The organism is Syntrophotalea sp., from assembly GCF_050253115.1.
In the GTDB taxonomy this organism is placed as follows: domain Bacteria; phylum Desulfobacterota; class Desulfuromonadia; order Desulfuromonadales; family Syntrophotaleaceae; genus Syntrophotalea; species Syntrophotalea acetylenica.
In genome coordinates this window covers 1-19,248 of sequence record NZ_JBFWJQ010000046.1, presented here as the reverse complement: position 1 = coordinate 19,248, position 19,248 = coordinate 1, and the positions used below count along the sequence as shown (strand labels likewise).

At 52.0% G+C, this 19,248-nt stretch carries 19 protein-coding genes; 17 read left to right on the top strand and 2 right to left on the bottom strand.

What is annotated here, in order from left to right:
- The 17 genes from AB7E65_RS06765 to AB7E65_RS06685 form a co-directional block, all read left to right on the top strand.
- Window positions 1-2,164 (top strand): VirB4 family type IV secretion/conjugal transfer ATPase (locus tag AB7E65_RS06765; RefSeq protein WP_428745520.1); only part of this gene is annotated, 2,164 nt, incomplete at its 5' end.
- Window positions 2,161-2,805 carry a type IV secretion system protein gene (locus AB7E65_RS06760; RefSeq protein ID WP_072285700.1) on the top strand — a complete coding sequence of 215 codons (645 nt, stop codon included), beginning with the start codon at window positions 2,161-2,163 and terminating at the stop codon, window positions 2,803-2,805. The genes AB7E65_RS06765 and AB7E65_RS06760, both read left to right, overlap by 4 nt.
- Before the next feature lie 13 nt (window positions 2,806-2,818).
- Window positions 2,819-3,088 (top strand): EexN family lipoprotein, encoded by a 270-nt coding sequence (locus AB7E65_RS06755; protein WP_072285699.1) that lies wholly within the window; start codon window positions 2,819-2,821, stop codon window positions 3,086-3,088.
- Between the two features lie 12 nt (window positions 3,089-3,100).
- Complete coding sequence (locus tag AB7E65_RS06750; protein WP_428745519.1) at window positions 3,101-4,138, top strand: type IV secretion system protein; 1,038 nt, start codon at window positions 3,101-3,103, stop codon at window positions 4,136-4,138.
- A 207-nt stretch (window positions 4,139-4,345) separates the two neighbouring features.
- Complete coding sequence (locus AB7E65_RS06745; protein WP_072285695.1) at window positions 4,346-5,083, top strand: virB8 family protein; 738 nt, start codon at window positions 4,346-4,348, stop codon at window positions 5,081-5,083.
- 1 nt (window position 5,084) lies between these two features.
- A complete protein-coding gene (gene virB9 / locus AB7E65_RS06740) occupies window positions 5,085-5,921 on the top strand; it encodes a P-type conjugative transfer protein VirB9 (RefSeq protein ID WP_072285694.1) in 837 nt (278 codons plus the stop codon).
- Window positions 5,918-7,054, top strand: a complete 1,137-nt coding sequence (gene virB10, locus AB7E65_RS06735) for a type IV secretion system protein VirB10 (RefSeq protein ID WP_428745518.1) — start codon at window positions 5,918-5,920, stop codon at window positions 7,052-7,054. Before virB9 ends, virB10 begins: the two co-directional genes overlap by 4 nt.
- A 116-nt stretch (window positions 7,055-7,170) precedes the next feature.
- A complete protein-coding gene (locus tag AB7E65_RS06730; RefSeq protein ID WP_072285692.1) occupies window positions 7,171-7,371 on the top strand; it encodes a YqaE/Pmp3 family membrane protein in 201 nt (66 codons plus the stop codon).
- A gap of 197 nt (window positions 7,372-7,568) precedes the next feature.
- Window positions 7,569-8,609, top strand: a complete 1,041-nt coding sequence (virB11, locus tag AB7E65_RS06725) for a P-type DNA transfer ATPase VirB11 (RefSeq protein ID WP_072285691.1) — start codon at window positions 7,569-7,571, stop codon at window positions 8,607-8,609.
- Complete coding sequence (locus tag AB7E65_RS06720; RefSeq protein WP_428745517.1) at window positions 8,575-10,491, top strand: type IV secretory system conjugative DNA transfer family protein; 1,917 nt, start codon at window positions 8,575-8,577, stop codon at window positions 10,489-10,491. The genes virB11 and AB7E65_RS06720 overlap by 35 nt, the downstream gene beginning before the upstream one ends.
- 139 nt (window positions 10,492-10,630) lie before the next feature.
- A complete protein-coding gene (locus AB7E65_RS06715) occupies window positions 10,631-10,921 on the top strand; it encodes a hypothetical protein (RefSeq protein ID WP_428745516.1) in 291 nt (96 codons plus the stop codon).
- A gap of 84 nt (window positions 10,922-11,005) precedes the next feature.
- Complete coding sequence (locus tag AB7E65_RS06710; protein WP_072285688.1) at window positions 11,006-11,500, top strand: hypothetical protein; 495 nt, start codon at window positions 11,006-11,008, stop codon at window positions 11,498-11,500.
- 2 nt (window positions 11,501-11,502) lie between these two features.
- Window positions 11,503-12,846, top strand: coding sequence for a T6SS phospholipase effector Tle1-like catalytic domain-containing protein (locus AB7E65_RS06705; RefSeq protein WP_428745515.1), 1,344 nt, complete (start codon window positions 11,503-11,505; stop codon window positions 12,844-12,846).
- A gap of 100 nt (window positions 12,847-12,946) precedes the next feature.
- Entirely contained in the window at window positions 12,947-13,450 is a 504-nt protein-coding gene (locus AB7E65_RS06700; protein WP_428745514.1) for a hypothetical protein, read from the top strand.
- A 2-nt stretch (window positions 13,451-13,452) separates the two neighbouring features.
- Window positions 13,453-14,796, top strand: coding sequence for a T6SS phospholipase effector Tle1-like catalytic domain-containing protein (locus tag AB7E65_RS06695; protein ID WP_428745513.1), 1,344 nt, complete (start codon window positions 13,453-13,455; stop codon window positions 14,794-14,796).
- Between the two features lie 100 nt (window positions 14,797-14,896).
- Window positions 14,897-15,391, top strand: coding sequence for a hypothetical protein (locus tag AB7E65_RS06690; protein ID WP_320360721.1), 495 nt, complete (start codon window positions 14,897-14,899; stop codon window positions 15,389-15,391).
- A gap of 2 nt (window positions 15,392-15,393) precedes the next feature.
- Complete coding sequence (locus AB7E65_RS06685) at window positions 15,394-16,737, top strand: phospholipase effector Tle1 domain-containing protein (protein WP_083558435.1); 1,344 nt, start codon at window positions 15,394-15,396, stop codon at window positions 16,735-16,737.
- 472 nt (window positions 16,738-17,209) lie between these two features.
- Here AB7E65_RS06685 and AB7E65_RS06680 read toward each other — a convergent pair whose 3' ends face one another.
- Complete coding sequence (locus AB7E65_RS06680) at window positions 17,210-17,989, bottom strand: enoyl-CoA hydratase/isomerase family protein (RefSeq protein WP_072285682.1); 780 nt, start codon at window positions 17,987-17,989, stop codon at window positions 17,210-17,212.
- A 93-nt stretch (window positions 17,990-18,082) separates the two neighbouring features.
- On the bottom strand, window positions 18,083-19,248 hold a 1,166-nt coding region (locus AB7E65_RS06675), incomplete at its 5' end, for an MFS transporter (protein WP_428745512.1).

Genomic DNA, 19,248 nt, shown 5'->3' with positions numbered 1-19,248 from the left:
GCATAGCGGACTTTTAGATAGGGCGTTGGATGAAAAATACCGAAAGCACTTAGCTGAGAAGAAAATGATGGTCAACGAACTTTACCTGACAGTCATTTACCGTCCAGAAGCTTCCGGGCCTTTCAGTATTTTTTCACGGTTGGAAATAAATCCGGAGGTTCTGAAACAGCAACAGGACGAAGCCATAGAGAAGTTGAATGAGCTCGTCTCTGTTGTGGTCGGTTCTCTTGCAGCCTACGGTCCTCGTATTCTCGGCACCTATGTCCGTTTAGGACGACTGCATTCGGAGACTCTGGAGTTCCTTGATTATCTGGCTAATGGCGACTGGATCCCCCGCGCACTCCCACGTCAGAAAATTTCCGATTGCCTGGCCAGAAACAGGCCCTTTTTCGGATCGGATGCACTGGAACTCCGCGGGGTCGTGGAGAGCAAAGTAGGCGCGATTCTGGGGATTTCCGAATATCCGGAAGGTACCGAACCGGGGCTTCTTAATGCACTGCTGTCCGCTCCCTTTCCGCTCATCCTCACACAGAGCTTCCAATTTCTGTCAAAACCGGTGGCCATTGAATTATTGCTACGTCAACAACGCAGGCTGCAAACCGCCGGAGACCTTGCCGTGTCCCAAGTCGAAGAAATAGACGACGCTCTGGACGATCTGGCCTCCGGACGCATTGTTTACGGCGAGCATCATTTGTCTTTGGCTGTTTTCGCGGAAAATCTCCGGCAATTAAGGGCCAACCTGGCGGCCGCTCGGGCGGAAATGGCAGATTGTTCGATAGTGGTGGCCCGTGAGGATTGGGCCCTGGGAGCTGCCTATTGGGCACAATTGCCTGGTAATTTCAGATATCGGCCCCGGCCGGCTCCGATAAGTTCGAGAAATTTCGCCGGATTCTCCAGCTTCCACAACTACCCGACGGGCCGACCGACCGGAAACCAATGGGGACCTGCTGTGGCCATGTTTCGCACCAGTTCCGGAGCTCCTTATTACTTTAATTTCCATGAGCCCCTGGACAACGCCAAAGCCAAAATGAAAGCCGTAGCCGAACGGGAGTTAGGTGCTGACAGTTTGCAGGAAGAAAGAGAAGAGCAAAAGGCCCTCGGCAATACCCTGATTATCGGGCCGTCAGGCTCGGGAAAAACAGTTGTTCAAGGCTTCCTGATGTCCCAAGCCAGAAAGTTTCGACCTACTCAGGTTGTTTTCGACAAAGACCGGGGATTGGAGATTTTCGTGCGGGCAAGCGGGGGCATATATTCTCCCCTTAAAACAGGGGAACCCACCGGGTTCAATCCTTTCAACCTTGCGACCACCGAAGCGAGCATGCTGTTTCTTAATCACCTGGTTAAAAAGATTTGCGGCGGCGGGTTCTCAAACCGACAGGAAAAGGAGATCGACAACGCTATCCGCGGTGTTATGGGTTTGCCGGAGCATCTGCGTCGCCTGGGTCGCTGTTTGGATTTTCTCGATCCCGTGGACCCAGAAGGCCCTCATGCCAGGCTATCAAAGTGGTGCGGAGAGGGCTCCCTTGCCTGGGTGCTTGATAACCCGGAAGACCGTCTGGATTTTCAAAACAATACCATTTTCGGGTTCGATGTGACGGAGTTTTTGGACCATGACGAAATCCGCACCCCTATCATCATGTACCTGTTTTATCGCATCGAGCAGTTGATCGACGGACGCAGATTCATGGCGTTTCTGGATGAATTTTGGAAACTCCTGCTGGATGAGTATTTCGAGGATTTTGCGCAGAACAAGCAAAAGGTCATTCGGAAGCAGAATGGCATCATGGTCTATGGTACCCAGTCGGCGAAAGACGTGCTCGAATCGCCCATCGCCCACACCCTGATCGAGCAATGCGCCACCATGATCTTCATGCCGAATCCGAAAGCCGACCGGAAAGACTACATGGACGGCTTCCATCTGTCCGAAAGGGAATTTCAATTAATCAAAGAAGATATGGCTCCCGGATCGCGGCGGTTTCTCATCAAACAAGGACAAAGCAGCGTAGTTGCAGAATTGAAATTGCAGGGCTTTGATGACGAACTGGCGGTGATTTCCGGGACTACTGACAATGTGCAGATGGTTGCCCGCATTATCGAAAACCATGGCGAAGATCCGGCCGTATGGCTGCCGATCTTCCATAAGCAAAGGAGGCTTGCAAAATGAAATGCAAAACGGTCGCCGTCATACTGGCCGGAGCGCTCACAGTTGCCTCTTTTTTCCCCAGAAAGGCAGTTGCGGGGGGCATTCCGGTTATCGATACAAGCAATTTGGCCCAGTCTATTAAGCAGGTCATGTATATGGTAAAGCAAATCGAACAGCTGAAAAATCAGTTGGAAATCGCTGAAACCCAGCTGGACCGCATCAGCGGATCGCGGGGCATGGGAGGGATTATAAGCTCTCAATACGACGTAGCCATGGATCTGAACCAGGCCGAAATATTGGAAGATCTGGGGCTTAAGAGTGCGGAAGAAAACGGTCTAACAGGAAAAGAGGCCTCACTTTATGACGAGGCGAACGAGAATGTGTCTTCATGGCTTGGACAGTCTGAAAAATCACTGGAGCAAGCCCGGGATAGATTCAGTGAGCTTTCAAAGCTGGTGGCGAAGGTAAACAACTGTCCGGACCAGAAAGACATTTTGGATCTGCAAGCCAGGATTCAGGCAGAGCAAGTTCTTTTGCAAAATGAAATGGTCAAGCTTGCCATGCTTCAAGCCCGGGCCGAAGCTCGGGAAGCTGCTCACAAGCAAAAAATCCGGCAAATGACCGTTGAGACAACTGGAGAGTATACCCCTATTGACTGGTAAAGGAGAAAAAATAATGGCTAAAAAAACTTTGTCCGTACGCAATGCCGTTCTTCTTATTGTTGTTTTTTCTTGCTGCTTTTTGGGCGGCTGTGGCCAGGATAAATCGCTTGTGACAGGAGAAACAAAATCCTTCGAATGGTTTATAGAACACCCTGACGCAAGACGCAAAGCTTTGTCTGTCTGTAGCGAAAACAATTGGGAGCTTAAAGATTTGCCTAACTGTGACAACGCCATAGAAGCTGAAACAGTTGTCCGGGTACGGCGGAAAAGGATGAATAAATAAAGGAGCGCCAACATGGGGCCCGATCTTTTTCAAGGAATTTTTGGCCTGATAGACACAACGCTAGGCACCTATATTATCGACACGGCCACCAATAGCATAAAGTTTGTCAAACCTATTTTTCAAAGCCTCATGATTGTCTGGATGGCGATATGGGGCTATATGGCCATGATGGGGCAAACGAATGAACCTTTAAAGGAAGGCATTTTTCGTATTTTAAGGATAGGTTTCATTTTTGCCTTGGGTTTAACCCTTGGTACCTATATGAATGTTACTGCAAATTTCCTTAACAAAGGCCCCGAACAAATTGCCGCAGTAATAATGGGGACCAATCCTGATAAAATAAACAGCTCAATAGGTGGTTCCTTAGATAATCTTTACATCAAGGTTTTTGAAATAACCGATGAGTTCTTTGAAAAAGGCGGGGTACTAAATGGGAATTTTGGAATGTATATTCTTGGATTTGCATTTATGATTTTAGGCACAGCCCTTTTGTTAGCTGTAGCATTTTTTATGATATCGGCAAAAATTATGACAGCAATATTATTAGGTGTTGGGCCATTATTTATAGTTTTTCTTTTATTTAAAGGAACACAAAGATTTTTCGAAAGCTGGTTAAACCAACTATGTAATTACGGAATGATTCTTATCTTGACGGTTGGCTTAGGATTGGTGGCCCTTAAATTAGCAAATGCCTTTGTGATAAAAATGGGTTTTCCTGATGGAGCAATGGGAGACATAGCAACAACCTATGCTAAAGGATTGACCAATATAGACAGTATTCTGAAGCTTTTGATTGTGTTCGCAATAACAGTTCTTCTCCTGCTACAGATTCCATCAGTAGCCTCCGCCCTTGGGGGAGGCGTCGCCCTGGGAACTGCGGCCATCATAGGTAAGACTTTAAGTCTTATGAGCCCTACAGGGATTATGAGAGCAGGCAATACCTATAGAAAAGGTGCCAGGAGTATAAAAAATAAAACAAGAACCTCAAAAAAAGGGACAGAGGCTTTTAAGAAGACTTTCGGGCGGGGGAATTCCATTACTCAGGTCTGAAGAAAAAAGGAGGGCAATTTTGAAACACCCTGTATTTATCATTTTCCTGCTTTTTACGCTGGTGGCTTGCTCTCCCCCGAGACCGCCCTGTTGTAAAGACGTCGGTGGGATGGGGCTGCATCCGATCAACCCTGAAATGATGTCCGGAGAGCAGATTAAGGCTCTTCAGGCCCGGGGCAGCTAAAAAGGTTCGAGGAGATCCATACGATGGCTAAAAAACCCGGGAAAACAAAGGCCGCTTTGGAAAAGGAATATTTTTCAGAAGCACGCAGCTGGGACATAGACACGACCTTCCGGATGAAAAAATCTGAAAGGCGCGCGTGGCTTGTTGCCGTAATAGCGATAGCCCTCGCCGTAATCGAGGGCTTTGCAATCGCCAGCCTGACTCCGCTGAAAAGCATTGAACCGTTTGTCATCCGGGTGGACAACAATACCGGTTTGGTAGACGTTGTTTCTGTCCTTGCCGAAACCGACGGCGTGGTAAAGCAGGAAGCTCGAGAGGCCCTCGATAAGTATTGGCTGGGGCAATATATCCTTTATCGGGAACGCTATCAATGGGATACGCGGGATTATGACCGTCGCATAGTAGGCCTGTTGTCAGCCTCCGGCATTCAACAAGAATATGCAGATTATACGGATCCCAAACGCAACCCTGCGGCGCCGGTTCTGGTTTTTGGGCAAAATGCCGAAGTCGCAACCCATGTCAAAAGCATTTCTTTTATCAACTCCGGCGAAGTTGTTAACGGGGAAAAACGGATAACCGCTCTGGTTCGATACACCAAGACGGTTAAACGCCCCGGTGAAATAAATGCGATCACACACTGGGGGGCAACAGTGACTTTCGTTTATCGTAATGCCGCCATGAAGGTTGAGGATCGCCTTAAAAACCCTCTGGGCTTCCAGGTCGTCGGATACCGGAACGATCAGGAAAGCATAGGGGGCTGATATGATCCGGACCGCATCCTTTACCGTTTTGTTCGCTGCCTTTTTATTTCTGCCGGCATCTCTTTTGTCTCTTGAAGTGCCCAAAGGCGGTCCTTGCGATAAGCGGGTTAAATTCATCGATTATAACGCTGCCGAAGTCGTGCAGCTGGTAGGACATTACGGGTTTTCGACACACATCCAATTCGCTGTGGGGGAGATGGTGCAACAGATCGCCATGGGCGATAAGAAAGCCTGGGAAGTGGCCCCAGTGGAAAACCATCTTTTCCTCAAGCCCGTAGGAGACAAAGCCGCCACCAATATGACGGTCATTACCTCGCGTCGCGTTTATAACTTTGAACTGTCGGCGCATTGGTCCCGGAACGGTGCACATCCTCGTCCGAATGATATGTTCTTTCAGGTCAATTTTTGCTACCCGCTGGATGAAGCCGCCAAAGAACGTGCCAAAGCGAAAGTGCAGGAACTCCGGGAACGTTTAAAACGGGATAATATACCCGTTCCGACCAACTGGAACTATTGGGCTCAAGGTTCCGCGGAAGTGATTCCCAACAGGGCTTTTGACGATTCGCGTTTCACTTATTTCCAATTCACCAATAACCGGGAAATGCCTGCCATTTATGTGATCAATCCGGATGGCTCGGAAAGCCTGGTTAATACGCATATCGATCCGGCACGGCCGGATACCATTGCGGTGCATAAAATTGCGCGGCAAATGGTATTGCGAAAGGGAGGGGCCGTGGCCTGCATCCTCAACAAATCATACGATCCGGACGGTATCGGAAACTCGGCCGGCACGACTGTGCGCGGTGTAGAGCGGGTGGTGAAGGGAGCAGAACGATGACGGATCGCAAGAAAAACCCTTCCCCCGAGGAAACTCCGGATCGCGGAATGCCATCGATCTCGCGCAAGAGCAAAGCCAGCGGGGTAGGACAAAAGATTGTTCTCGTAATCATCGGGTTTTTAACCATCCTTGCCCTTATTGCTGTCAATGGCGGTTTTAGCAGCCATGACAACAGCGAGACGGACGCATCACAGGTTCTGTCGAAAAGGGAAATAGGCAACCGCTTGGGGCCGGCCCCTGCCCCGCCGCCACCGCCGACCGAGAAGAAGCAAGAGCTCGGGAAAATTATCGATACAGGCCGGGTCGGGAAAACGACCCCGATCGGTAGAAACAAGGAAATGACCCCCGAACAGCGCAAGCGAAGCCAGGGGCTGCTGATGGCCGTGCGGAGAATCGGCTCAGATCAAAAACCACCCCTGACCGCAGCCGAACAGGCTCGAATGGGAGCGACAGCAAACGCCGTAAGTTTGGGCGAAGCAGGTAGGGCCGATGGCCTGGAGGCAAACCTCCGACCGACAATTGTTAATGGTGCCCGGGCCGGCCTTCTGACGGATCCCAATATGTTCATCACCCGCGGCACGTTTTTGGATTGCGCGCTGGAAACGGCCATTGCGTCGGATCAGCCTGGCATGACCAGTTGCCGGATGACTCGCGATGTCTACAGCACCAATGGGAAAGTCTTGCTCCTGGAACGCGGCTCCCGGATCACCGGCCAATATCAGGGCGGTCTCAAACGCGGCCAGGCCCGGATCTTCGTTTTGTGGACCCGGGTTGAGACCCCGAATGGCGTCATTATCAACCTCGATTCTCCCGGTACCGATTCTCTCGGCCGGTCCGGACATTCAGGATACATCGATACACATTTCTGGGCCCGTTTCGGAAGTGCGATTATGCTCAGTCTTTTGGATGACGTTGGAAATTATCTGTCCAGCCTGGCCCAAAACAATGACGGAGATACCATCCAATTCGGCAATACCTCCGATAGTGCAACCGATGCTTCCGGCATCGCTTTGGAAAATTCCATCAACATTCCGCCGACACTGGTTAAAAACCAAGGGGAACACATCAACGTTTATGTGGCGCGGGATCTGGATTTCAGGTGGGTATACGATTTAAAAACCGCTTCGCGGTAGGAGTACGAATTTCGTGCCTGAGGAATTGTTGCAATGTCCCCATCGGACATAAAGAGGATCTGTCGCCCCTTTTTATGTCCCGCTATATTTCAGTGCGACATCAGAAAGAAAAAACCATGCGTTTATTATTAGCCATTCTTTTGCCCTGGCTTCAATTCTTTACGATTGGGCGACCGGTTTCAGGCTTTATTTGCTTGATTCTTCAAATAACCCTCTTTGGCTGGTTGCCGGCGGCAATATGGTCGGTGTTTGCCCTCAGCCAGCACAACACAGACAGGAAAATTAAAAAAGCTCTTGCCTCCCAAAATGCTAAATGAGTGTCTATCCGGACACCCCGGATAGACACAGCGTAATTTTCGTATGGGAAACGAGAATTTTTGAAAGATGCGGAAAAGCATCCATTTGCGCGAAGACGTGATGCTATAAGTACGTGTGCAGATTGATGCAGGGATCGAAAGGAAAAGCCTTTCCCGGATAAAAACCGAATAAAAGGTAATATCCTTGCGGGGCTATTATGAACTTCAAAACCGTGCCGATCAACACCGACCAGGCAACCTCTTTGCTGGAGTACCTGCGGGTACTCCAGCCTTTTCTTCAGAATCCTGAAAATACGGAAATCGTTATCAATAAACCCGGCCAGGTTCTTACCGAAAGCCGCCTGGGATGGTCCGGTAACGATGTTTCAGGTCTAACTCTGGCGGTCTGCAACCAGATCGCCAAGCTGACGGCCACCTGGTCGAAGCAAAGTCTGGACGAGCGCCAACCGCTACTATCGGCCACCCTGCCGGGAGGGGAGCGTATTCAGGTGGTAATCCCACCGGCGACCCTTTCAGGCCGTGTGAGCATGACGATCCGGAAACCCTCGAATATCGATTTTACGCTGGATGATTATGAAAAGCAGGGGTATTTCGACCAATGCAAAGTCGACTCAAAAGGGATTTCCGAAGGTGATTTAAAGCTACTTGATTTGAAGAATTCCCGAGATTTCAGGTCGTTTTTGGAGATGGCCATTGAGCTTAGAAAAAACATTATCATTTCCGGTTCTACGGGTTCGGGCAAAACCACCTTTTTTAAATCGTTGCTCCAGTTGGTGCCGGATGATGAGCGGCTTATCAGCATCGAGAACGTGGACGAACTGGGACTCTACAAGACACACTCGAACACGGTGAGTCTGTTTTACTCGGCCGGGGGGCAAGGGGTGTCTCCGGTTACGCAACAGCACCTTCTCGAATGTAGTCTGCGCATGAAACCGGATAGGATCTTTGTCGCTGAGTTGATCCGCGGCGATGAAGCGTTTTACTACCTCCGCAATGTCAACAGCGGTCATCCCGGAAGTATCACCACCATGCACGCCAATAGCGCTCGGCTTGCTATCGAGCAATTGGTGTTGTTTCTTAAGGAATCCTCCAGCGGTGGGAGCATGAACCGTGGGGATATCAAGCAGTTGCTCTTCATGTGTGTGGATATAATCATTCAATTGCAAAACGTGCGTGGCAAACGGATGATTACGGAGATCTACTATGATCCTGAATTTAAGCAGCAACAGCTGGTTTAAACTCGTTTTGATTATAGGGGGTCTGTCTTTTGCCCTGGTCGGGTGGGCCTGGGTCAGCGGCTATTTTTTTCTGGAGTTGGCCGGGCTCGATGGAGTCAGGGCCACTCCCCTGATCCTCTATCGGTATTGGTATTATTACGGGGGACTTCAGAAGACGGGGGCACTCCTGTGCCTGGCCGGCATAGGGGGCCTGTTCCCGATTGGGTTACTGCTTCTGACGATCCTCACGCCCCGTCGGCGTAAGTTGTTCGGGACAGCCAAGTGGGCAACTGCTCGCGACCTCAAGGATGCAGGGCTGTTTTCCAGAGACGGTATTATCGTCGGCCGGCTGTCCGGAGTTTTCGGCTCTGGGAAACGGTATCTGATCTCAGGGGGGACGCAGCATGTCCTTATGGCCGCCCCGACCCGGAGCGGGAAGGGCGTGAGTGTGGTCATCCCTAATTTGTTGTCCTGGAAGGACAGTGTCATTGTCCTGGACTTAAAGCGGGAAAATTGGGATATCACGGCCGGTTTCCGGGCAGCCCACGGTCAAAAATGCTTTCTGCTTAACCTGGCACCTCGGGATTGCAAAACCCACCGCTGGAATCCGCTCTATTACATCAGCGATAACCCGGCCTTCAGGATCAACGATATTCAGAAGATCGGCCAGATGTTGTTTCCCAAGGTTGACGGCGAGGCCCCTATATGGCAAGCCTCGGCCCGCTCCCTATGGCTGGGCCTGGTGCTTTATTTGTTGGAAACGCCCGAACTTCCCGTTACGCTTGGGGAAACCCTGCGCCAGTTGACCATGGGGGACAAGCGCCTGGCTGAAATCATCAAACAGCGCCGACAAGACAAACACCCCTTGAGCGATGAATGCTATCTGGCTTTAAAGGAATATCTGGATACCCCGGAAAAAACCCGGGGATCTGTCCGCAAGGGATTCACAGCTGCCCTGGAGCTATTTTACAATCCCGTCATCGACGCTGCAACTGCCGGAAATGATTTTGATTTGCGGGATATCCGGAAGGAACGCATGTCAATCTATGTGGCCATCTCTCCAGACGACCTGGACCGATTGGCTCCCCTGATCAATCTGTTTTTTCAGCAAGTCCTGGATTTGAACACCCGCGAGTTGCCGGAACAGAATCCGGAGCTGAGACATCAATGTCTGCTGCTGGCCGATGAATTTACCGCCATGGGGAAAGTCGGCATTTTAACCAAAGGGATCAGCTATATCGCCGGCTACGGTCTGCGGATGCTCCCGATTATTCAGTCCCCCTCCCAACTTAGGGAAGTGTATGGTGCTGACACCGCCGAAACCTTCATCGAAAACCATGCCATGCGGATCATTTTTGCACCGAAAAACATCAAGGTAGCAAAAGAAATCTCCGATACGTTGGGCACGACCACAGTGAAGAACAGATCCCGCAACCGCACCCTGGTAGGAAAAGCCCATCGTTCCATCAACACCAGCGAACATAGCAGAGCGTTGCTGCTTCCCCAGGAAGTTATGCAGGTGGACAAAAAGTCCGCTATTTTGCTTATGGAATACTGTCCTCCGATCAAATGCCGGCGGATCGTTTGGTATAAAGATCCGGTATTTAAGGAGCGCGGGAACGGCCGTGATGGCGTCCGTTGGACTTCTCCGATAGTTCCTGAAATCGATCCGGAACGCCGGGTTAAAGGCAAGGTTCAGTCTGTATTTCCCCAATTAAACCAAACGACTGAAGCGGTTGTGGAACGGCCGATTACCGTCAGGGATATCGAGCGGATAGATACCATGGATATGGAGAATTTCAGCTGCGATTTTTCACAGATCGAGATTCCCAATAATGATATTTCGGATAAAACCATGGACGGTCTTGTAAATCAATTTTTCGGCTGTCTGGCGATGGTGTAGGAAGAGGATTTCATAACGGGATCTTTTCAAAAAAACCCTGGGAGGAAAACGGCAACGAAGAAAGAGATGAAGTGCTTGGGGAAAACACCTCGGAGCCACATGGATAAAAAGGGACGCTATTCAGACAGAAAAGGTCGACATGGATCGAAGCCAACGGAAAGTCAAGGCCGAAACCCTTCGGAATGAAAAAGAGGACCTGGCAAATCCTGCCAAGAAAAACCCCGGCCTTGTGAATGAAATTGATGCCATCCAGATCGGTGAAAAATTCAGCCACAATTTTCCCGGCAAAGCTGACCGGCAACGGTTCATGGATAGGGTCTGTGAACGGGTTGCAGGCAACTATCTCAACGGCCGTAAACCGGATGTAATAAAAGTCAGAGAGGGAAGATCTATCGGGCATTCCGTCCAGGGAAAAGAAGTCAGAGAATGAACGATAAACCTCGACGTCGTCATTACAGATAACTTCACGCAAATTCAGCAGACAGTTTACTTCACATAGTCAGGAGGTCAGCAAATGGCGCAGGAGCATGTGATCAGGTTTAAGGATAAACACGATTTGGACCTCTATGTGTATGATGCGAGCGATGCCCGTATTCGTTATGACACGTTATTTATGGGTTTCTATGAAAAAGAGAATGAATCCGACCCCAGAGATATTGCTCCTGGCAAGAGTCCGTGGGATGAAGAGCGCCAAAAGGTTACAATGGGGCTTTTCCCGATCTTTGGCGGTCTGGTCCGCCTCTCCTGGCACGATCTGCGGGACAACTTCATCGAATACACCTTCAACTTTGACGAGATTTTTCCCGACCGCATCATTCCCCATCCCAAGGCATTGGATGACCGGATCTTTTGGTCGGAGCCTTTGGCCTATACCCCCGGTATCATCCTGGAGATTATCGACCGTAGGCTAAATATTTATACGGTGATTGACCTGCATGTTCAGATACCGAATACGAATACGGTTAAAACGAAGACTTATCGGGCCAAAGTCTTCACCCGTGAGTTTTAGCCATGGGACAGTTTTTCTCCAAAGAAGAGGTAAGTTCCCATACCCCTACCCTCGAAGACTGGGAACTATATGGTAAAGCCCTGAAGAATTTGGAATCCTTTGAAGTTTCCCAAATCTATGACCGGAACGATCCCCATAGTCGCCTCTTCTTCGTACTGGCCGACGGCACCGAAAATGATCTGAAAGATCCGGACAAATATACGAATGTCGCTCTTTTAAAATATGAATTAAAAAGGAATGCCGATCCCCATGTTGCCTCCCACTATGTCAGTGGCGTCGGCACCTATCAGGGAGCCGGGACTCTTTGGACCAAAGCTTCCGCCAAGCTCGATGCCGTCTTTTCGCTGACCGACCGGCAAAGGGCCGAAGAGCTGTATGAATCCCTGTCCAAGCAGGTAAACACCTGGAAACGGGAAGACCCCGGCGCCAGAATTTCGGTCGTTCACGTGGGTTTCAGTCGGGGAGCGGGGGTGGCCACTCTGCTCAACCGGATGATCCATGAACGAGGAATCAAAGATACAGAAACCAAAAAGATCGTCAATGGAAAGCTGCAGCCAACCGGCGAACACCTGATCAAACCCGGCCAGTTGCGGCAAGCAGCATTGCTTTACGCTCCTGTCACGACCTTTATGCAGGGCGATTTCACCCTCTCGCCCTCGACCGTCTCGGCGTTGCAGCTCAACGCTGCCCATGAATACCGCGCGCTCTTTCCCGTAACCAGCATTGCCCACGGTCCTGATCAGCTTCAGGCGACCCTGCCCGGATGCCACGCCGACATCGGCGGCGGTTACGAAAAGGACGGCCTGGCACGATATGCCAGAGATATGGGAAACACCTATCTGAACCAACTCGCGGGACACGCACTCTTCAGAAAACCGGTTCTTCCTCCGCGGGACGATCCCTCCTGTGTGATCCATCACTCCTGGGAACACAATACCGCCTACGGCAAGCTTGCCGAACGGCAGGTCGTTCAGGGGGCAATGGACCGTTCCAAAGAAACCGTACCCTCATCCACATTGCCGGATGTTGAGAGGGCCACTTTACCCCCTACCGAGAGCCTGCCAAAAGATGGCCCATTCAAGGAAAAAGCCGACGACTTCCGGCAGATGGCCAGCACGGATCTGCTGGAAAAATACCCCGGTGACCAAAGTGTGCTCGATGCCGTGGCCGTACGGGAAACCGGCCGGAAATTCGCCGGTCGGTATCTGCCCAACGAAACCGACCGGGCCCGGTTTATGAACCAGGTCGATAGCCGCCTGGCCCACAACCTGGAATATGGCCAGCGCAACCCAGCCCCCCGGATTTTAGAAAAGCAGGAGACCCTAACGCTGGAAGCGGAACGATGAAAATACCGAAATGTTTCACAAACAGGTCCGAAATCATGCGATATCTGACAGATAACTTTTCTTGGGCACATCTTACGCTGGATTATCAGGAGGTCGGCAAATGACGCACGAGCATGTGATCAGGTTTAAGGATAAGCACGATTTGGATGTCTACGCGTATGATGCGAGCGATGTTGTCATACGTTATGCCACATTATTTATGGGATTTTATGGAAGAGACCTCGAAACCGATCCCAGAGACCTCGCTCCAGGTAAAAAGCCGAGGGATGAAGAACACCAAAAAGCTAGGATGGGTATTTTCCCGATCTTTGGCGGCTCCGTCCGCCTCTCTTGGCACGATTTGCGGGATAATTTTATCGAATACACGTTCAGCTTCGACGAGATATTCCCCGACCGCATCATTCCCCATCCCAAGGAACTGGACGATCGGATCATATGGGAAAATCCCTTCTTTTTATCCCGTACACCCGGCATCATCCTGGAAATCATCAACCGGACGCTGAATATCTATACGATTGTCGATATCGGCCTATTGGTTTTAGGAACCAATGACGAGGTGGAATGTTTCACTCACCGGGCCAAAATATTTACCCGTGAGTTTTAGCCATGGGATGGTTTCTCTCTAAAAAAGAGGTAAGTTCCCATACCCCTATATCCGAAGATTGGGAGCTGCATGGAGAGGCCCTGGCGAAATTTGAGGCCTTTAAATTTCCCCAACTTTATGATCGGAAGGACCCCCACAGCCGCCTCTTCGTCGCACTGGCCGACGGTACTGAGAATGACCTGAAGAATCCGCGTAAATACACGAATGTTGGGTTGTTAAATAATGAGTTAAAAAGGAACAATAGTCCCCATGTCGCCCGCCACTACGTCAGCGGCGTCGGCACCTATAAGGGAGGCGGGACTTTTCTGACCAAAGCTTCCGCCAAGCTCGATGCCGCCTTTTCGCTGACCGACCGACAAAGGGCCGAAGAGTTATATGAATCCCTGTCCAAGCAACTCAACACCTGGAAACAGGAAGATCCCGATGCCAGAATTTCAGTTGTTCAGGTCGGTTTCAGTCGGGGAGCAGGAGTGGTCACTCTGCTCAACCGGATGATCCATGAAAAAGGGATTATTGATGAAAACAAGGTTCGGTTCAGAGATGGCCAATATGAATTAACCGGCGAACACCTCATCAAACCCGGCCAGTTGCGGCAAGCAGCATTGCTTTACGATCCTGTCACGACCTTTATGCAGGGCGATTTCACCCTCTCGCCCTCGACCGTCTCGGCGTTGCAGCTCAACGCTGCCCATGAATACCGCGCGCTCTTTCCCGTAACCAGCATTGCCCACGGTCCTGATCAGCTTCAGGCGACCCTGCCCGGATGCCACGCCGACATCGGCGGCGGTTACGAAAAGGACGGCCTGGCACGATATGCCAGAGATATGGGAAACACCTATCTGAACCAACTCGCGGGACACGCACTCTTCAGAAAACCGGTTCTTCCTCCGCGGGACGATCCCTCCTGTGTGATCCATCACTCCTGGGAACACAATACCGCCTACGGCAAGCTTGCCGAACGGCAGGTCGTTCAGGGGGCAATGGACCGTTCCAAAGAAACCGTACCCTCATCCACATTGCCGGATGTTGAGAGGGCCACTTTACCCCCTACCGAGAGCCTGCCAAAAGATGGCCCATTCAAGGAAAAAGCCGACGACTTCCGGCAGATGGCCAGCACGGATCTGCTGGAAAAATACCCCGGTGACCAAAGTGTGCTCGATGCCGTGGCCGTACGGGAAACCGGCCGGAAATTCGCCGGTCGGTATCTGCCCAACGAAACCGACCGGGCCCGGTTTATGAACCAGGTCGATAGCCGCCTGGCCCACAACCTGGAATATGGCCAGCGCAACCCAGCCCCCCGGATTTTAGAAAAGCAGGAGACCCTAACGCTGGAAGCGGAACGATGAAAATACCGAAATGTTTCACAAACAGGTCCGAAATCATGCGATATCTGACAGATAACTTTTCTTGGGCACATCTTACGCTGGATTATCAGGAGGTCGGCAAATGACGCACGAGCATGTGATCAGGTTTAAGGATAAGCACGATTTGGATGTCTACGCGTATGATGCGAGCGATGTTGTCATACGTTATGCCACATTATTTATGGGATTTTATGGAAGAGACCTCGAAACCGATCCCAGAGACCTCGCTCCAGGTAAAAAGCCGGGGGATGAAGAACACCAAAAAGCTAGGATGGGTATTTTCCCGATCTTTGGCGGCTCCGTTCGCCTCTCTTGGCACGATCTGCGGGATAATCTCATCGAACACACGTTCAGCTTCGACGAGATTTTCCCCGACCTCATTATTCCCCATCCCAAGGAACTGGACGATCGGATCATATGGGAAGATCCTTTGTTTAATGATCCCGGGATTATCCTGGAGATCATCGACCGGACTCTGAATATCTATACGGTGATTGAGTTAGATACATTAATACCGGGAACGGACCGAATTGAAACCATCACCCACCGGACCAAAGTCTTCACCCGTGAGTTTTAGCCATGGGACGGTTTCTCTCGCAAGAAGAAGTGAGTTCTCATGCTCCTGTTTCTGAAGACTGGGAACTCTTTGAGAATGCCAGGAAAGCGTTTGAATCCTTTCGCGTGCTCCAACTTTTTGATCGGAACGATCCCCATAGTAGTCTCTTTGTTGCCTTGGCCGACGGTACTGAGAACGATCTGAAGGATCCGGGTAAATACACGAATGTCGGCTTGCTAAGAAGGGAATTTCCGAAAAACAAGGATTCAAGAGTCAGTTTTGAATATGTCAGCGGCGTTGGTACATATCAAGGCGAAGGGACCCTCCTGACAAAAGCTTCCGCCAAGCTCGATGCCGCGTTTTCGCTGAGCGACCGACAACGGGCTGAAAAACTCTACAATGCTCTCTCCGATCAAGCCAACGCCTGGAAACGGGAAGATTCCGATGCCAGAATTTCGGTTGTTCAGGTCGGTTTCAGCCGGGGAACAGGAGTGGCCACTCTGCTTAACCGGATGATCCATGAAAGAGGGATCAAGGATACGCGGACCCGGGTATGGCGTAACGGCAAAAAGGAATTGGCCGGTGAGCACCTCATCAAACCCGGCCAGTTGCGGCAAGCAGCATTGCTTTACGATCCTGTCACGACCTTCATGCAGGGTGATTTCACCCTCTCGCCCTCGACCGTTTCGGCTCTTCAGCTCAACGCTGTTCATGAATACCGCGCTCTTTTTCCGGTGACCCGGATTGCCGCCGGCCCCGGTCAGTTGCAGTTGCGTCTGCCCGGATGCCACGCCGACATCGGCGGAGGTTACGAAAAGGACGGCCTGGCACGGTATGCGCGGGATCTGGGGAACGCGTATCTGAATCGGCTTGCGGGGCACGCGCTTTTTCGGCAGCCGGCTCTGCCTGCGCGGGACGATCCTTCCTGCGTGATTCATCATTCCTGGGAGCACAGGGCTCTTTACCGCAAGCTTAGCGAGCGCCTGAGCGTTCCGGGGTCGGTTGGCGCAGGTCTTGGGATAGATTCATTTGCGTCCTTGCCGGATGCCGCGCGGTCGCTGATATCCCACAGCGACCCTCTGCCCAAAGACGGTCCGTTCAAGGAAAAAGCCGACGCGTTTCGGCAGCTGTCCAGCAAGCAACTGCTGGAAAAATATCCAGGCGATCCGGATATGCTCGATGCTGTGGCCGTGCGCGAAACAGGCCGCATGTTTGCCGAGCGGCACCTGCAACATGGCGGGGACCGGCAGCGGTTTCTGGGCAAGGTCAATCATCGTGTGGCCTTCAACCTGGAACACGGCCAGCGCAACCCCGCGCCCCGGGTTCTGGACCCGCAGCATCGGCACGTGGCGGAGGAGGAGCGATGAGAAGAAAGTTCTCCACAAACAGATCAACAAGATTGGCGGAAATCCACCCTCGCCAATCCCTCCGGTTGAAGGGATGCGATCATGCCGAATCACATACGCTGAAACATCCTGAGCACCGACGGGTGCAGGGCGGTTCGCAAACCGCCTCTACAAAAATCCGCCCACCAGCCGCCATATACGGATCCAGCGCCGGAAACAAAAAACCGCTGCCATATCAGGCAACGGTTTTAGAACCGAAGAAAGTTGCACTACACCAATATTCGAAGTAGTCCTTTCAGGTGGGGCAGGTCACTTCGACGGAGCGAATTCATGTCCGCACGGCGGACATTTTACCATTGGGGTTGCATCCGTGTTGCGGCCGGTTGTGGCGCAACCGACCAGCAAAAGAGCCATCCCCTGTCCCGGGTTGTATCTCAAACCCCTGACCTTGTGGCCCGCGAACAAAAGCACGGCATTTTTCGGAGATGACGGTTCAGCGTTCCTGCCAGTCGGGTTTGCGGTTTTCACGAAAGGCTTCGATGCCTTCCCTGGCGTCCCGGGTTGTGCAAAGCCGCGCGAACAGCTCGTTCATATGATCAAACGCCCGGTAATAATCCATATCCTCGGCCTCGTAAAATCCGCGTTTGGCATTCTGTAGTGCAAGGGGGCTTTTCTGTGCGAGCAGCGCTGCCCAGGCCCGGGCTTCTTTGTCAAGCTCGCTTTCGGGGACTACCCGGTTTACAAGTCCCATCTGCAACGCCTCCGCTGCACCAAGTAAGTTTCCGTAAAACAGCATCTCCAGGGCTTTTTTCCGTCCCACGGAGCGGGCCAGGGGAACCACGGGGCCGACGCAGTTGAGTCCGACGTTGATGGCCGTCAGGCCGATGCGGGCATTGTCGGCGGCGATGGCAAGATCGGCAGCCGCGACGAGTCCGGCGCCGTTGGCGGCGGCAGCTCCATGTACCTGGGCAATGACGGGCTTGTTGATGCGGCTGATGGTGACGAGCGGGCTCTCCATCTGCTGTATCCAGCGCCGGTATTCAGAGGGGCTCTTGTCGGGGAATTCGGTTACGTCGATGCCGGCGCAGAAAGCCTTGCCCGCTCCTTTGACAAGGATGACGCGCACCCGGCCATGGGCATCCAGGGCCTTGAAAGCCGCATCGAGTTCGGCGGCCAGCGCGGTAGAGAATGTGTTCAGCTGCTGAGGGCGATTGAGGGTGATCGAAGCCACGAAATCATCGCCAGTCTCGACAATCAGGGTTTCATAATGCATTGCGCGCTCCTTTCCGTCTTGCACAATTCGCTGCGTAGCAGGCGAAGTGGTTCGGTTCCGGCTGGCGATTCCGCCTTTGTCGAACTGGATGTGTCAGGAAACCTGCGGCGATTCAATGTCTGCTTCTCCCAGACGGTCCGGGTTTTTTGCCGGCAGGTCCTGGCGGTAGGTTTCCTTGAGAAAAATACTGGCGGCAAGTGCCGCAAGTGCGCTTAAAAACAACATGAAAAAGGCATTCTGGTATCCGGTCAGGGTAAATTCCGAGACACTTTTTTTATGACTTTCGAGGATCGATCCCAGCAGGGGTTGCATGAAGGCTCCCCCGGCAAAGGGGAACAGGTTGACAAGTCCCAGAGCGGTGCCTGCTATCCGTGCGGGAAAAAGCTCCCGGGCGTTGGTAAATCCTATCACTACGACGGCGCTGGCAAAGATTCCGAGTCCGAAACAGAGGACGCCAATCACAGGCAAGGACATGTCGCCGGTAGCGAAGGCAAGCGAAGCGGTGATGCCGACCATGGCCATGCTGGCGAAGACGAGGGTCGGTTTGCGCCCTTTGAATATGCGGTTCGAGAGACTCCCCACCAGCGGACTGCCAATGATCATGCCAATCGCTATCAGGGACAGAATGCCTCCTGTCTGACTTTTTGTCGCTCCGTATACCTGCATCAGATAGGGTCCCCCCCAAAGCCCGGCAAACGCAGCGAATATCCCGTAGGTAAAGAAAAACCAGAGGGCCAGTGGCCAGAAGGCGGGCCGGCTCAGTACCTGTTTTACCCCGACAGACAATCGGGCAGGCGGCCCTTTTTCTGTTGCGTGCTCCGCGGGTGAGGGCCATCCCATTTCGGCCGGACGGTCCCGTACAATTCGCCAGATCAATGTTGCAATCACCGCGGTCAACAGGCCGATCAGGATGAAAGACAGACGCCAGCCAAGCCAGGAGCTTGCCATGGCCATGGGTGTGGCTGCGGACAGAGAGCCGATCCCGCCCATGGCCATGAGGATGCCGGTCATGGTGGCGAATTCCCGGAGGCTATACCATTCCGCAAGAATTTTCAGTGTGCAGACAAACAGGGTCGAGACCCCGAGGCCGGCCAGAACCCTGCCGAGAATCGCCCAGGATGGAGAAGGAGCCAGGCCCAGCAGGATGGAGCCGATACAGGCTGCAGCCAGAAACAGCGTGATAGTCTTGCGCGGTCCCCAGCTGTCTGACAGGAGTCCCGTCGGCAGTTGCATGAGTGCATAGGGATAGAAGTAAGCGG